The organism is Paraburkholderia domus, assembly GCF_905220705.1.
Classification (GTDB): Bacteria; Pseudomonadota; Gammaproteobacteria; order Burkholderiales; family Burkholderiaceae; genus Paraburkholderia; species Paraburkholderia domus.
The window spans coordinates 435971-451256 of sequence record NZ_CAJNAT010000001.1 but is presented as its reverse complement, the minus strand read 5'-3'; the positions used below and the strand labels follow the sequence as shown (position 1 = coordinate 451256).

At 61.5% G+C, this 15286-nt stretch carries 9 protein-coding genes; 3 read left to right on the top strand and 6 right to left on the bottom strand.

Annotated elements, in window-relative coordinates; all coding sequences use genetic code 11:
- Nucleotides 1-9 precede the first annotated feature (9 nt).
- The 5 genes from folD to fixL all read right to left on the bottom strand — a co-directional run bounded on the left by folD (nt 10) and on the right by fixL (nt 7197).
- Entirely contained in the window at nt 10-870 is an 861-nt protein-coding gene (gene folD, locus KHO31_RS01925) for a bifunctional methylenetetrahydrofolate dehydrogenase/methenyltetrahydrofolate cyclohydrolase FolD (RefSeq protein WP_201073399.1), read from the bottom strand.
- Nucleotides 871-1246: 376 nt separating this feature from the next.
- On the bottom strand, nt 1247-2188 hold the full coding sequence (locus KHO31_RS01920) for a DUF2950 domain-containing protein (RefSeq protein ID WP_201073397.1): 942 nt from the start codon (nt 2186-2188) through the stop codon (nt 1247-1249).
- Nucleotides 2189-2208: 20 nt separating this feature from the next.
- The gene (locus KHO31_RS01915; RefSeq protein WP_211622591.1) at nt 2209-3531 is read right to left on the bottom strand and encodes a DUF3300 domain-containing protein; all 1323 of its coding nucleotides are present in this window, start codon (nt 3529-3531) and stop codon (nt 2209-2211) included.
- Between the two features lie 508 nt (nt 3532-4039).
- On the bottom strand, nt 4040-4684 hold the full coding sequence (gene fixJ, locus KHO31_RS01910) for an oxygen response regulator transcription factor FixJ (protein WP_011488992.1): 645 nt from the start codon (nt 4682-4684) through the stop codon (nt 4040-4042).
- On the bottom strand, nt 4681-7197 hold the full coding sequence (gene fixL / locus KHO31_RS01905) for an oxygen sensor histidine kinase FixL (RefSeq protein WP_201073432.1): 2517 nt from the start codon (nt 7195-7197) through the stop codon (nt 4681-4683). Before fixL ends, fixJ begins: the two co-directional genes overlap by 4 nt.
- A 275-nt stretch (nt 7198-7472) precedes the next feature.
- Between fixL and aceE the strand changes: the two genes are divergently transcribed.
- The 3 genes from aceE to lpdA all read left to right on the top strand — a co-directional run bounded on the left by aceE (nt 7473) and on the right by lpdA (nt 13951).
- A complete protein-coding gene (gene aceE / locus KHO31_RS01900) occupies nt 7473-10169 on the top strand; it encodes a pyruvate dehydrogenase (acetyl-transferring), homodimeric type (protein ID WP_211622589.1) in 2697 nt (898 codons plus the stop codon).
- Nucleotides 10170-10255: 86 nt separating this feature from the next.
- Nucleotides 10256-11890, top strand: a complete 1635-nt coding sequence (gene aceF / locus KHO31_RS01895) for a dihydrolipoyllysine-residue acetyltransferase (protein WP_201073394.1) — start codon at nt 10256-10258, stop codon at nt 11888-11890.
- A gap of 282 nt (nt 11891-12172) precedes the next feature.
- The gene (gene lpdA / locus KHO31_RS01890; protein ID WP_201073393.1) at nt 12173-13951 is read left to right on the top strand and encodes a dihydrolipoyl dehydrogenase; all 1779 of its coding nucleotides are present in this window, start codon (nt 12173-12175) and stop codon (nt 13949-13951) included.
- A 325-nt stretch (nt 13952-14276) separates the two neighbouring features.
- On the opposite strand, the gene KHO31_RS01885 is transcribed toward lpdA, so the two are convergent.
- On the bottom strand, nt 14277-14849 hold the full coding sequence (locus tag KHO31_RS01885) for a phasin family protein (RefSeq protein WP_201073392.1): 573 nt from the start codon (nt 14847-14849) through the stop codon (nt 14277-14279).
- Between the last annotated feature and the right edge of the window lie 437 nt (nt 14850-15286).

Here is a 15286-nt window from a genome sequence, read left to right as displayed (position 1 = left end):
CTCGCAGCGTTACGCCGCTGCCGCTGCTTCGCGTTCGGCGGCTTCGATCGTGTTGACGAGCAGCATCGTGATGGTCATCGGACCGACGCCACCCGGCACCGGCGTGATGTAACCGGCCACTTCCTTGACACCGGCGAAATCGACGTCGCCGCACAGCTTGCCGGCTTCGTCGCGATTCATGCCGACGTCGATCACGGCCGCGCCCGGCTTCACCATGTCAGCCGTGAGAATGTTTCGCAGGCCGGTGGCGGCGACCACCACGTCGGCGTTGCGTGTATGCGCGGCCAGATCGCGCGTCTTGCTGTGGCAGATCGTGACGGTCGCGCCGGCTTCGAGCAGCAGGAGCGCCATTGGCTTGCCAACGATATTCGAGCGGCCGATCACCACCGCGTTCGCGCCTTGCAGCGGAATTTCATAGGCCGCCAGCATCTTCATCACGCCGTACGGCGTGCACGGACGGAACAACGGCCGGCCGGTCATCAGCGCGCCGGCGTTCGCAACGTGAAAACCGTCGACATCCTTTTCCGGGGCAATCGCCTCGATCACCTTGTGGCTGTCGATATGCGGCGGCAGCGGCAGTTGTACCAGAATGCCGTGGATGCGCGGGTCGCGGTTCAGTTCGTCGATGCGAGCCAGCAGATCGGCTTCCGGCAGATCGGCCGGATAGCGGTCGAACGACGAACCGAGGCCGTTGTCATTGCACGCCTTGACCTTGTTGCGCACATAGACTTCGCTGGCCGGATTGTCGCCGACCAGCACGACAGCGAGGCCCGGCTGATGCCCGCGGGCGGTAAGCGCGGCGGCGCGTGCGGCGACGTCGGCGCGCAGGGTCTTGGAAAGGGCAAGGCCGTCGATCAGTTTGGCAGTCATGGTCGGTCGAGATGGGCGGTTTGGAAAGCGGAGCAGGGCGCAGGCGCGCGTGTGCGGCACGTGCGATGGCGCTTTTCATCTGAAACGGGTCGGCACATGAAAAGCGCGCGGCGCAAATCAGGAATAAGCAGCGCTGCAAAGTGCGACATTATACCGGCCCGCCATGGCGTGCCATGTACGGATTCCTGGCGTGCGGGAGTGCGGCGGATTCGCGATGCCTCCGGCGGTCCATACCCGCGCTGGCCGCAGGTGTCAGGCGTGGGTGCCAGCGGGGACGTCAAGATGGATGTCGGCACCGGACACCGGCGTAGATCTGAAAGTAGATCGGCCGCAGACGGGCTTGCGCGCCGCCGCGGCCGTCGAGCGCCTTGCTCTTCTACTGCTGCACGGGCTGCCAGCTATCGTCCGGGTCGAACGATTTAATCGCGGCCGCGGCACGCGCGGTCTGCGGCCCCAGGTTCTTCTGATAGACCTGACCTTCCTGATTGACGATAAAGCTCATCACGCCGGTCTTGCCGTACTCGGCCGGCGAGGCGACCAGACCGAACCCTTTGGTCAGCACGCCGTTTTCGACGTAGTTCTGCGCACCGCCCTTCGCATGCGGACCTTGCGCCGTCAGGATCCGGTAGTGGTAGCCGTGGTAGGCCTCAGTCGGCAGGGTGCCGTTAGGCATGGTGGCGGCGAGCGGTCCGAGCGGGCTTTCCGCTTCGCCTGGCGCCGTCGGCCAATACAGGCCGTCATGCTGGCCCTGCGTACTGACGAAGCGCTGCGCATAGTGCTGCGTCAGATTGTGATAGTCGTTTTGCGAGTCGAGGTAGGCGAGCGAGGTCAGGATCGCCGCGTGTTCGTTGCGGCCGATGCGCCGCGTCAGCATTTCGTCCTGCGCGGCCGGCGGATCGAAACGCCAACCCTTGCCCGCCTGCACGAGCGGAATCGGCAAGGTCCAGCCACTGTCGCCGACCGCCAGATGCGCGGTTGCGCGACCCTTGGTCTTCACTGGATCTTCGACGATCTGATGCCCTTTCGACCATGCGCCGAGGAACTGATAGACGTCGTCCTCGCCGATTCCTTCGGAAGGAATGAAGCGACGGAAATCGTTGCCGAGCACGTGTTTGAGCGCACTTTCGTCGTTGCGGGCCAAGGCGTCGACGAACGCATTGGCCGCGTCGTCCGCGCTGGGATAGACCGCCTGCGCGTGAGCGGCGGTCGTGCCAAGCAGCAGTACCGGCGCCACCAGCAGGGTGCCGGACGTGCCGAAGGCGACGGCGAGTGTCAGAGCGCGGGCGCGCAAGGCACCGCGTGGAAATAAGCGAATCATCAGAGACTCCTCTTGATCGTTCAACGGTTGCGGCCGGGGTGGCGCTCACCGCCGCCGCCACCACCCAGTCTGCCGCCCCCACCGCCGCCCCCACCGCCGCCACCTCCGCGCTGGACGCCGCCGCCGTTTGCACCGAGACCACCGGCCGTGCGTTGCTGGCCGCCTCCGTTGGCGCCTAGGCCGCCGTTGCCCGAACGGTTCGTGGCCGCGTTGCGGCTCGCCTGGCCGCGCTGCGTATCCTGCCGCGCGGTGTTGCCGTCGCCGGCGCCGCGCAGCGCGTTGTCGCGATTAGCGTTCTGCGCGCGGTTCTGCAGATTGGCGTTCTGCGTGCCGCCCTGGTGAATCCCTTGCACGCGCTGGCTCGCGCTACCGCTCATGTTCTGGCCGGTACGGTTCTGCAATGTCTGCTGCGCCTGGGCACGGGCCGCGTCGTCACGGCCGCGATAGGCATCGCGCTGCGCACTGCCGAGGTTGTTGTTGACGTTGCGGTTGACATTCGCGTTGTTGACGTTGCGATTGACGTTGGCGTTGCGGTTCCAGTTCGTCGTGCTGCTGTTCACGTTGAGCCGGTTGTTCACATTGATGTTGTTGTACCGGTTCACGTTGATATTGACGTCATGCGTGTTCCAGTTGAAGCCACCCCACAACGAATTGGCAACGGCGATGCCTGCACCGAACGCAAGGCCGGCAGCGAAACCGGACGCGATTGCATAACCGGGCGGCGGTGGCACATAGACAGGCGGGTAGGCGGGATAGGGCCATGTACCATAGACGACGGTCGGGTTATACGTTGGCACGTACACCACTTGCGGATTGGCCGGCACGATCTGAATCGTGCTTTGCTCGACCACGACCTTTTGTTGCGAGCTCGTCTTCAGATTGCCCGCCGCTTGCGCCTGTTTGCGCAAGCGTTGCACGGAGTCCATCACGTCGTTTGGCTGGCCGAGAAAAGCGGTGCCGAGTTGCGAGACCCAGTCGGGTTTCGACGCCATCGTTGCGAGGACCTGCGGGAAGGCGACGAGTGACTGCACGCTCGGGTCCCATGGCTCGGACGCGACTGCTTTGACGGCGTCGTCGCCTTGCAGCTTCGAGTTCGCTTTTGACCATTGGGCTGCGGCCTCCACGTCCTGCGGGAAGGTGGCGGCCATCAGCACCTGCGCGAGCAGTGCGTCGGGATAGAGCGCGATGGGCGCGGTCAGCGAATCGAGTTGCTGGTTCGACATCTTCGCGGCGCTTTGCGCATAAACCGCGCTCGGCATGGCTAGACCGACGAAGAGTGGTGCGCCCGCAAGTGCGGCGCAAACAAGCAACACACGCGAACGGTGTGTTCCGGATCGTTTCACGTTGAAATCCTCCCGGCTGCGTTAGACGCACGAAGTCAATGAGCAGCGCATGCTGCGTCGCTTCGGCGCGATGGAATGGAGAAGGAAGCGAATAAAGGCCGGCGTGGTTTCGCTTGAGCCGTTTGATAAATCGGATACCTCAGCTACGTGGCCGAACCGCGATAACTGTTTCGCATCGCATGGCGACGCTCTATACGACAACGACAGCACACTTGTTCTGCGTTCATCGGGCATTAACAGTTCCTGCTGAGGAGTTCTGTGTAAATTAAGGGGCGTAGTGAAGCTTGTCAATCTTGTCGGAGGAAAGAAGTTATTGCCACGCGACGTAAGCACATGCCGATTAATGCGTATTGATTGACGGACGCGGACGCGTCGAATCATGCCGCCCGTCGTTGTCGCGAAGCGGGGGGAGGGGGAGGGAAGGTGAAGCGGGCCGGACTTTTCGACAGTCCGGCCGTTGAGACTCAGTCGCGACCAGCGGAGCGTGCCGCGGTCGCTATGTTCACTGTTATTGCGCGGGTTGCGGCTTGTTCGACAGCGCCAGTCGCAGCAGATCGGCGACGGTGTTGACGTTGAGCTTTTCCATGATGTTCGCGCGGTGCGCTTCGACCGTCTTGATGCTGATGCCGAGGTCGTCGGCGATCTGCTTGTTCAGGCGGCCGGCAATGATGCGCTCGAGCACCTGGTGCTCACGCGCGGTCAGCTTGCCCAGACGTTCGGCGGCGGCGCGTTGCTGCTGCACGCTGGTGCTTTCGCTGCGCGCCTTGTCGAGCATGCGCTCGACCAGCTTGCGCAGTTCGGCTTCGTCGAACGGTTTTTCGATGAAGTCCATGGCGCCTTTTTTCATCGTCGACACGGCCATCGGCACGTCGCCGTGGCCCGTCACGAAGATGATCGGCAGCGACGCGTTGTCGGCGATCAGGCGTTCCTGCAACTCGAGCCCGCTCATGCCGGACATCCGCACATCGAGAATCAGACACGCGATCTGGCCCGGATGCGTATGCGGCTGCCATGCGTCGATGAACTGCTCGGCGCTGGAGAAGCATTGCACGCGGTAGCCGTTCGCCTCCAGCAGCCAGCGCAGCGAATCTCGCACGGCCTCGTCGTCGTCGACGACAAAGACAGTTTCCTGTGTGGTGACTGGGCTGTTCATAGCTCTCCCGTAACGGTTTGTGGTGTCGGCGCCTCTGACCCGCCGTTGCTCGGGCCGTCAGGCTCTCCAATAGGCAGACTGCAATGGAACGTGGCGCCTGTGATGTGACCGTCGGATTCGACGTTGTTGACCACCCACAGACGGCCGCGGTGCGATTCGATAATCGAACGGCAAATGTTCAGCCCCATGCCCATACCATCGGACTTGGTGCTGTAAAACGGTTCAAACAGACGCTCGGCTGTCGCTTCGTCGACGCCCGGTCCCTGGTCGACGACGCTGATGCAGACAAACCCGCCTTCCAGACGCACGACGACGCGAATCACCGGGTCGACTGCATTCGGGCGCGCATCGTGCATCGCTTCGACGCCATTCTTGATCAGGTTCACCAGCACTTGCTCGATCAGAACCGGATCGACATAGATCACCGGCAGGCGCGAACGCAGATCGGTCACGATACGGATCTTGCGCTTGCGCGCTTCGAGTTCGGCGAGACCCACCGCGTCCGCGACGATATCGGCCACTCGCGTGGCCTGGCGTTTCGGCTCACTGCGTTTCACGAATTCGCGAATGCGCTTGATGATCATGCCGGCCCGCACTGCCTGTTGGGCGGTTTTCTCGAGCACGGGCAAAAGATTGTCAGGCGTCGTCCGACCGGATTTAACCAGTGCTACGGTTCCCGAGCAATAGTTATTGATCGCGGCGAGCGGCTGGTTCAGCTCGTGCGCGAGCGACGAGGCCATTTCGCCCATCGTCATCAGGCGGCTGGTGAACTGCAGCTTCTCGTCCTGCTGACGCGAAAGTTCTTGCGCCTGCTTGCGGGTGGTGATGTCGGTCGCGATCTGCATTTGCGCGAGGTGGCCGTCCACCCACTGGATGTACTGGCGGCGCACTTCGAACCATTTCTGGATGCTCTGCACATAGACTTCCTGTGCGTCGGCCGTGCTTTCGGTCAACGCGGCGGCGGGCAGGCCCGCGTAAGCATCCACCATATCGATCGAATCGGACGATGCCTGTGCGCTATCGAACCCGCCGCCCGCTAATTCCAGATGGCCGTCCGGGCGAATGCCGAAGAGGTGCCGGTAGTAGCGGTTGGCGAACAGCAGTTCGGCTTCGTCGGCGGCCAGCACGGAGACGGCGGCGTCGAGACTTTCGAGCACGGTCGTGAAGCGCTCGTGCGCGGCGGCGAGTTCTTCGCGCGCGCGCTTGGGCTCGGTGATGTCGGTCATCGACGACATCCAGCCGGTCTGGCGCCCCGAGCTGTCGATCAGGGGTGACACGTAGAGTCGCGCATGGAACAGCGAACCGTCTTTGCGGCGCACCCGCAATTCGAAACCTGAAGAGGGCGCCTTGCCGCGCAGCGTCATGTCGAGCTGGCGTTGCATCTCAGGGTAGGCGTCGCGCGGCCAGTAAGCGAACGGCGCGTTCTTGCCGACCAGATCGCTCTCGTCCCAGCCGGTCATGCGGCAGAACGCCGGGTTCACGTGCGTGATACGCCCATGCATGTCGAGCACGCGCATACCGATCAGCACCGAATTTTCCATCGCGCGACGGAAGAACGCTTCGGCATAGAGCGCCTGCTGCGCCTCGAAGCGTTGCCGCGTGTGTTTCCACAGGCTCCACAGGCTCCACAACACGAAGCACGACAGGCCGGCTACCAGCCAGACCAGCGTGTTGTTGGTGAAGTTGGTCATCTGCGGGAACGCGTAGACGCGTACCGAGATGCCCTGGCCCGGTGGGTCGAGCGGCAGATCGTAGAACATGTCGCGCGGCAGCCGCGGCCGGGTCGACGTGGTGGTCAACTCGCGGTTGTTCACGTCGATGATCGAGATTTTGTATTTGGCCGACAACTCGGGCGGAATGTCGTGCTTCAGGATCCCTTCTACCGAGAACACGGCGGCAATCGTGCCGAGGAAGTCGCGGTCGCGATAGACCGGTGTTTGCAGGGTGATGTAGCCGTTGCCGACGTCGTCGTAGATTAGCGGCGAGTACACCTGGCGACGTGTATTGCGCGCCTCGGCGAAGGCGGCTTTGACCGCTTCGTCCATCTGCGCGTCGTTCGGCTTGGCGAGGCGCTGGCCGAACACGGGGAGTGCGGTATTGGGCCAGCGCGGCTGCTGCTGGCTGGTGTACCAGTTCATGTAGAGGATCTCGGGATGCCCCTGCATGATGTCCGTGGTGGACACCTGGAATGAATGCGGATCGGCGTGGCCGGCGACGAGGTCGCGGCCGAGGGCCTGAATCTGTTCCTGCGCGCCCGTCATGGACAGGCGGATTTGCTGCTGCGCCCACGCGACGTTGCGGTAGAGCGTGTCTTCCTGCTGTTGCTGTTCGCGCCGGTTCAGACTCCACAGAATCAGGCTCATGACGACCAGGAAAACCAGGATCGACAGCAGCGGCGTGAGCAAATAGGAGTTCGACCACCACGGTCCGTGGTGCCAGCGGGAGGACGGCGTCGAATCCGCCGGCGAACCGGCGGTGCGCGCCGAGCGTGCGAAAAGCCGTTCGGTCAACATGCGTGGCATTGTAGCGCAGCGTGTGACTAGCAAATGGCGCAAAAAAGCGCTGAAAGAACCGTTATTCGGCGCAAACTAGCCGACGTATCCGTCGATCGGCAGTCAAATCAGGTTGCGCCGCAGCAATTTTCCGCATTGTGAGATTCGATCTCGTAATTTGAAAATTTTGTTGCGCGGACGTCGGGACCCCTTTTACAATCGGGCGAAGCTGCCGCGGTCGTGCTTCGTCCGCGTCGTCTGTTCAAAGAGCGTTCCTCTATATCCAGGAGACGAGCATGTCCGCTGTACCCGACGAAGTCATGAAATATGTCGCTGCCGAAAAAGACGACGATCCCCAGGAAACCGGCGAATGGCTGGAAGCGCTGGATGGCGTGATTTCTGCTGTGGGCCCTGATCGCGCTCACTACCTGATCGAGAAGCAGATCGAATTCGCCCGTGTACACGGCGAACATCTGCCGTTCTCTGCCAATACTCCGTACATCAATACGATTCCTGTGTCGCGTCAGGCGCCGATTCCCGGCGACCAGGACCTCGAACACCGCATCCGCTCGTACACGCGCTGGAACGCCATCGCGATGGTGCTGCGCGCGGGCAAGGACACGAACGTCGGCGGCCACATTGCTTCGTTCGCTTCCGCCGCCACGCTGTACGACGTCGGCTACAACCACTTCTGGCACGCACCGTCGGCTGAACATGGCGGTGACCTCGTGTTCGTGCAGGGTCATTCGTCGCCGGGTGTGTACTCGCGCGCGTTCCTGCTCGGCCGCCTGAGCGAAAACCAGCTCGACAACTTCCGTCAGGAAGTGGGCGGCGAGGGCATTTCGTCGTATCCGCACCCGTGGCTGATGCCGGATTTCTGGCAATTCCCGACCGTCTCGATGGGCCTTGGCCCGATCATGGCGATCTATCAGGCGCGCTTCATGAAGTACATGCAGGCGCGCGGCATTGCGAAGACCGACGGCCGCAAGGTCTGGGCTTTCCTCGGCGACGGTGAAACCGACGAACCGGAATCGCTCGGCGCGATCGGCATGGCCGGCCGCGAGCGTCTCGACAACCTCGTGTTCGTGATCAACTGCAACCTGCAGCGCCTCGACGGTCCGGTGCGCGGTAACGGCAAGATCATCCAGGAACTCGAAAGCGAATTCCGCGGCGCCGGCTGGAATGTCATCAAGGTCATCTGGGGCAGCCGCTGGGATGCGTTGTTCCAACGCGACAAGTCGGGCGCGCTGATGCGCCGGATGATGGAAGTCGTCGACGGCGAATATCAGACGTACAAGTCGGAGTCGGGCGCGTTCGTTCGCGAGCACTTCTTCAACACGCCGGAACTGAAGGCGCTGGTCGCCGACTGGTCCGACGAGGACGTGTGGAACCTGAATCGCGGCGGCCACGATCCGCACAAGATCTACGCAGCGTTCACCGAAGCCTCGAATGCCAACGGCCAGCCGACCGTCATCCTCGCGAAGACGATCAAGGGCTATGGCATGGGCGAAGCCGGCCAGGCGATGAACATCACGCACCAGCAGAAGAAGCTGCACGTGGATCAGCTGAAGAAATTCCGCGATCAGTTCCGCCTGCCGATCTCCGACGACGACCTCGTCCACGTGCCGTACCTCAAGTTCGAAGAAGGCTCGAAGGAACTCGAGTACATGCGTGCCCGCCGTCAGGACCTCGGCGGTTATCTGCCGGCGCGCCGCCAGAAGGCGGAATCGCTGCCGGTGCCGGAACTGGCAGCATTCGACCCGTTGCTGAAGGGCACGGGCGAAGGCCGCGAGATCTCCACGACGATGGCGTTCGTGCGGATCCTCAACATCCTGCTGAAAGACAAGGCGCTCGGTAAGCGCATCGTGCCGATCGTGCCGGACGAATCGCGTACCTTCGGTATGGAAGGCCTGTTCCGCCAGATCGGTATCTGGAATCAGGAAGGCCAGAAGTACATTCCGGAAGACTCCGATCAGCTGATGTTCTACCGCGAATCGGAAACCGGTCAGATCCTGCAGGAAGGGATCAACGAAGCCGGCGGTATGTGTGACTGGATCGCAGCCGCGACGTCGTACTCGACGCACGGCGAGATCATGATCCCGTTCTACATCTTCTACTCGATGTTCGGCTTCCAGCGTATCGGCGACCTGGCATGGGCGGCGGGCGACATGCGTTCGCGCGGCTTCCTGCTGGGCGGCACGGCTGGCCGCACGACGCTGAACGGTGAAGGTCTGCAACACGAAGACGGCCACTCGCTCCTGTGGGCGGCTTCGGTGCCGAACTGCATCAGCTATGACCCGACGTTCGGTTACGAACTCGCCGTCATCATGCAAGACGGTCTGCGCCGCATGGTCGCGGATCAGGAAGACGTGTATTACTACATCACGGTGATGAACGAGAACTACGAGCACCCGGCGATTCCGCAGGGCGACTCGGTGGCGGCCGACATCATCAAGGGTATGTACGCGTTCCGCAAAGCTGAAGCCGACAAGAAAGCGCCGCGTGTTCAGCTGATGGGCGCCGGCACGATCTTCAACGAAGTGATCGCCGCTGCCGACCTGCTGAAGAACGACTGGGGCGTCGCCGCCGACCTGTGGAGCGTGCCGAGCTTCACCGAACTGGCTCGCGAAGGTCACGAAGTTCAGCGCTGGAACCTGCTGCACCCGACCGAAGAGAAAAAGGTCTCGCACGTCGAGAAGCTGTTGAAGGACGCACAAGGCCCGGTCATCGCATCGACCGACTACGTGCGCGCGCTGACCGAGCAGATCCGCGCGTTCGTGCCGCAGAAGTTCATCGTGCTGGGTACGGATGGCTACGGCCGTTCGGACACGCGTGAAAAGCTGCGTCACTTCTTCGAAGTGGACCGCTACTGGGTCACGGTTGCCGCGTTGAATGCACTGGCAGATGAAGGCACGATCGAACGCAAGGTCGTCGCCGAGGCGCTCAAGAAGTACAACCTTGATCCCGCCAAACCCAACCCGATGACCGTCTAAGGCATCATTCCCCGTGTGCCACGGCGCGCGCGCCCGCCCCTGATCGACAGGAGCGGGTGGCGTGCGCGGCCCAGGAGACACTAACAATGAGTCAAGCGATCGAAGTCAAGGTGCCGGACATCGGCGATTACACGGACATCCCGGTGATCGAGGTGCTGGTGAAGGCGGGTGATACCGTCGAGAAAGAGCAATCGCTCGTTACGCTGGAATCCGACAAGGCGACCATGGACGTGCCGAGCTCGGCCGCCGGCGTCGTCAAGGAAGTGAAGGTCAAGGTTGGCGACAACGTGTCGGAAGGTTCGCTGATCGTCGTGCTGGATGGCGCGGGCGCGGCTGCCGCGCCGGCACCAGCGCCTGCTGCTGCACCGGCTCCCGCGCCGTCGCCGGCCGTGGCACCCGCTGCCGTCGGCGGTGGTCTGCAAGAAGTCAAAGTGCCGGATATCGGCGACTACAAAGACATTCCCGTGATTGAAGTCTCGGTGAAGGTCGGCGATCGCGTCGAGAAAGAGCAGTCGCTGGTGACGCTCGAATCCGACAAGGCGACCATGGACGTGCCGAGCTCGGCCGCCGGCGTCGTCAAAGAAGTGAAGGTCAAGGTCGGCGATAACGTGTCCGAAGGCTCGGTCATCGTCGTGCTGGAAGCGGATGGTGCTGCTGCACCGGCTGCCGCACCGGCACCGAAGCAGGCTGCGCTCGAGAAACCGTCGGATGCGCCGGCTGCGCCGTCGCCTGCTCCGGCTTCGCCGTCAGCGCTTGCGCAGGCGCCGCTGATTCCGGCCGGCGAGGGTGGTGCGCGGCGTGCGAGCCACGCGTCGCCTTCGGTGCGCAAGTTCGCGCGCGAACTCGGCGTCGACGTGGTGCAAGTTCAGGGCACGGGTCCGAAGGGCCGTATTACCCAAGCGGACGTGACCGGCTTCATCAAGGGTGTGATGACGGGGCAGCGTGCTGCACCGGCAGGCGCTGCTGCACCTGCTGCTGGCGGTGGCGAGTTGAACCTGCTGCCGTGGCCGAAGGTCGACTTCACCAAGTTCGGCCCGGTCGATCCGAAGCCGCTGTCGCGCATCAAGAAGATCTCGGGCGCGAATCTGCATCGCAACTGGGTCATGATTCCGCACGTCACGAACAACGACGAAGCGGACATCACCGATCTCGAAGCGCTACGCGTGCAGTTGAACAAGGAAAACGAAAAGGCCGGCGTGAAGATCACGATGCTGGCGTTCGTGATCAAGGCGGTTGTTTCTGCCTTGAAGCAATTCCCGACGTTCAACGCGAGCCTCGACGGCGACAACCTGGTATTCAAGCAGTACTACCACATTGGGTTTGCTGCCGATACGCCGAATGGTCTGGTCGTTCCGGTCATTCGCGATGCCGACAAGAAGGGTTTGATCGATATCGCGAAGGAAATGGCCGAGCTGTCCAAGGCCGCGCGTGATGGCAAGCTGAAGCCGGATCAGATGCAAGGCGGTTGCTTCTCGATTTCTTCCCTGGGTGGGATTGGCGGGACGAACTTCACGCCGATTATTAACGCGCCTGAAGTCGCCATTCTCGGTCTGTCGCGCGGCGCGATGAAGCCCGTTTGGGATGGCAAGCAGTTTGTGCCGCGTCTGACTCTGCCGCTGTCGTTGTCGTATGACCATCGGGTCATTGATGGTGCGGCTGCGGCGCGGTTCAATGCTTATCTGGGTGCGATTCTTGCCGATTTTCGGCGTGTGATTCTTTGATCTGGTGACGTCGCTGTAGCGCCGGGAGCGTGGGTTTCTGTTGGTAATCCACGTCTCTCGTTGAACTTGTTTTCATGTCGGTCTATTAGCGTCGCCCCTGTGCGGGGCGGCACCTACTTTTCTTTGTCTTCCAAAGAAAAGTAGGCAAAAGAAAGGCGCGTCCTTGGGCGGACGGCAAAGGATGTTTCTGTCCAGCACGCTGCCAGCTTTTGCGCTGTTTTTAGGCTGCTTGATTTCGTTCGCGCTACCTCATCATCACGATCAATAAGAGAAGGGGACACTATGAGTCTCGTCGAAGTAAAAGTGCCGGATATCGGTGACTTCAAGGACGTCGATGTCATCGAAGTCAATATCAAACCTGGCGATGTCATCGAGAACGAACAGGCGCTGATGACGCTCGAGTCCGATAAGGCCTCGATCGAAGTGCCGAGCGATACCGCAGGCACCGTCAAGGAAGTGCGCGTCAAAGCCGGCGACAAAGTCTCGCAAGGCACGGTCATCGCGCTGGTCGAGTCGTCAGCAGGCGCGGCGCCGGCTAAAGAGGCACCGAAGGCCCCGGCCAAAGAACCTGAGAAAGCGCCCGCTCAAGCTGCTGCTGCACCGAAGGCCGCGGCGCCCGCACCGCAAGCGGGTAGCTTCTCCGGTAACGCGGATATCGAGTGCGACATGCTCGTGCTCGGTTCAGGCCCCGGCGGTTACTCGGCTGCGTTCCGCTCGGCCGACCTCGGCATGAAGACGGTGCTCGTCGAACGTTATGCAACGCTCGGCGGTGTGTGTCTGAATGTCGGCTGTATCCCGTCGAAGGCGCTGCTGCACACGGCCCTCGTCATCGACGAAGCCGAAGCGCTCGGCGCGCACGGCATCACGTTCGGCAAGCCGCAAATCGATCTCGACAAACTGCGCGACTTCAAGTCGGGCGTCGTCAAGAAGCTCACCGGCGGTCTCGCCGGCATGGCCAAGATGCGCAAGGTCGAAGTCGTGACGGGCACCGGCTCGTTCGTCGATCCGCATCACATGGAAGTGCAGACCGAAGGCGGCAAGAAAGTCGTCAAGTTTAAGCAGGCGATCATCGCCGCAGGCTCGGAAGCGGTGAAGCTGCCGTTCATTCCGGAAGATCCGCGTGTGGTCGATTCGACCGGCGCGCTTGAACTGCGTCAGATTCCGCAACGCATGCTCGTGATCGGCGGCGGCATCATCGGTCTGGAAATGGCGACGGTCTATGCCACGCTCGGCGCGCAAATCGATGTGGTCGAAATGCTCGACGGCCTGATGGCCGGCGCGGATCGCGATCTGGTCAAGGTCTGGGAAAAGTACAACAGCAAGCGTTTTGCCAACGTCATGCTGAAGACCAAAACCACCGCGGCGGAAGCGAAAGACGACGGTATCTATGTGTCGTTCGAAGGCGAAAAAGCCCCGGCCGAAGCGCAACGCTATGACCTCGTGCTGGTCGCCGTCGGCCGTACGCCGAATGGCAAGAAGATCGGCGCGGACAAGGCAGGCGTCGCGGTAACGGATCGCGGCTTCATCGACGTCGATAAGCAGATGCGCACCAACGTGCCGCACATCTTCGCGATCGGCGATATCGTCGGTCAGCCGATGCTCGCGCACAAAGCGGTGCATGAAGCTCACGTCGCCGCCGAAGTCGCACATGGCGAGAAGGCGTACTTTGACGCCATGCAGATTCCGTCGGTGGCCTACACCGATCCGGAAGTGGCGTGGGCCGGCAAGACGGAAGACCAGCTGAAGGTCGAGGGTATCAAGTACGGCAAGGCAGTGTTCCCGTGGGCAGCCTCGGGCCGTGCAATTGCCAACGGCCGCGACGAAGGCTTCACCAAGCTGCTGTTCGACGAAGAAACGCACCGCGTGATCGGCGGCGGGATCGTCGGTCTGAATGCCGGCGATCTGATCAGCGAAGTCTGCCTTGCAATCGAAATGGGTGCGGATGCAACGGATATCGGTAAGACGATTCACCCGCATCCGACGCTCGGTGAATCGATCGGGATGGCCGCCGAGTTGTACGAAGGCGTCTGCACCGACCTGCCACCGCAGAAAAAGAAGTAATGCTGAAGGCCCGCGTGAATCCACGCGGGCTCGATGCACCGAACGCTGAACGCAAAAAAACGGCGCACCCCGCAAAGGGTGCGCCGTTTTTTTATACCGCAGCAGGGCAGAGCGTTTTGCCGTCGAGAAGCAACGAGCCATTCGCCGGGCGCATCAGACTACGGGAAAAAAATCCCGGCCTTTCGCCGGGCAAACGATACGTCATTCAACGTATCGGAGCGTTCGGCCAATTGAAACCGTGTGAGCGGCAACGGCACGACGCTGTTGCTTGCGATAACGCCGGCCCAGTCTGTGAGACGGGTCGGCGTGATGCGCGGCTTGAAACTTAGACTGCCTTCTTGGCCGAGCGCGATGCTTGCGCGGCGGCTTGCGATGCTGCCTTCGATGCGGCCGTTGCGGCTGCGTTGAAGTTGCTTTCCGCGATTTCGACAGCTTGCTTGGCTGCCTTGTGAACCGTTTCGTACGTGGTGTTGGCGGCGGTAATAGCCGACTTCATCACGGCGACAGCGGTTTCCGAACCGGCCGGGGCATTCTTCGCAACGTTTTCGACGAGCGACTGGACCTTGCGGTTTTGCTCTTCGAATTGGGCTTCAGCGACGCGACTGAATTCACCTTGCGTTGCCGAAACGATTTCATACACGTGACGGCCGTACGACAGCGCCTTTTCAGCCACCGGCTGTGCAAGGCTTGCTTGCAGTGCCAGCAGTTCCTGCGCGTCCTTCACCGACAGCGCGCGCTGGGCATTTTCCTGGCTTTCCGCGAGCGTCGATTTCACGACTTGCAGGTTCAGTTCAACCAGCTTTTCGACGCCTTCGAATGCTTTGGTCGTCAGGCCGAACAACGTTTCAAAGTTGGCTTTCTGGGCTGCAGCGAATTGCTCAGGGGTCAGCAGAGTCATGGTTTACGCTCCTGGGTTGCGGCCTGTCTGTGCGGACCGCATTGGGTTAGTGGCGAGACACTTTAAGGTCGTCTCCCCGGACCGCGATGTTTTGTGCATCGCAGCAATGGTTCCCATTTTAGGATGGCTACAACGAATGTCAAGTGCTTTTTGTGCATCGCACAATGTTGAGAAATTACCGATAAAACAATACCTTATGCAGTAGGCATGTCATTAATATGACGCAAGTCAATTTACCCGCCGCACTGTGCTGGTGCGGGATGGACCTGCATTTGTTACCGATTTCAAGAGAGGTTTTGACCGCTTGGCGAGGACCCGCCTGTGCTGGAAAGTGATGGCAGTTTTGACAAAAAATCCATCAATTGGGCATTCTGATGTAAACCAGAAAGTGTCACGGAACGTTAACGCTCTATGCCGGTCGAATGCGCGTTGGCGGT

Excerpts from the sequence above, each read along its gene's own strand:
- folD (WP_201073399.1), bottom strand. The coding sequence starts at position 870 with ATGACTGCCAAACTGATCGACGGCCTTGCCCTTTCCAAGACCCTGCGC.
- KHO31_RS01920 (WP_201073397.1), bottom strand. The coding sequence starts at position 2,188 with ATGATTCGCTTATTTCCACGCGGTGCCTTGCGCGCCCGCGCTCTGACA.
- fixJ (WP_011488992.1), bottom strand. The coding sequence starts at position 4,684 with ATGAACAGCCCAGTCACCACACAGGAAACTGTCTTTGTCGTCGACGAC.
- fixL (WP_201073432.1), bottom strand. The coding sequence starts at position 7,197 with ATGTTGACCGAACGGCTTTTCGCACGCTCGGCGCGCACCGCCGGTTCG.
- aceE (WP_211622589.1), top strand. The coding sequence starts at position 7,473 with ATGTCCGCTGTACCCGACGAAGTCATGAAATATGTCGCTGCCGAAAAA.
- aceF (WP_201073394.1), top strand. The coding sequence starts at position 10,256 with ATGAGTCAAGCGATCGAAGTCAAGGTGCCGGACATCGGCGATTACACG.
- lpdA (WP_201073393.1), top strand. The coding sequence starts at position 12,173 with ATGAGTCTCGTCGAAGTAAAAGTGCCGGATATCGGTGACTTCAAGGAC.
- KHO31_RS01885 (WP_201073392.1), bottom strand. The coding sequence starts at position 14,849 with ATGACTCTGCTGACCCCTGAGCAATTCGCTGCAGCCCAGAAAGCCAAC.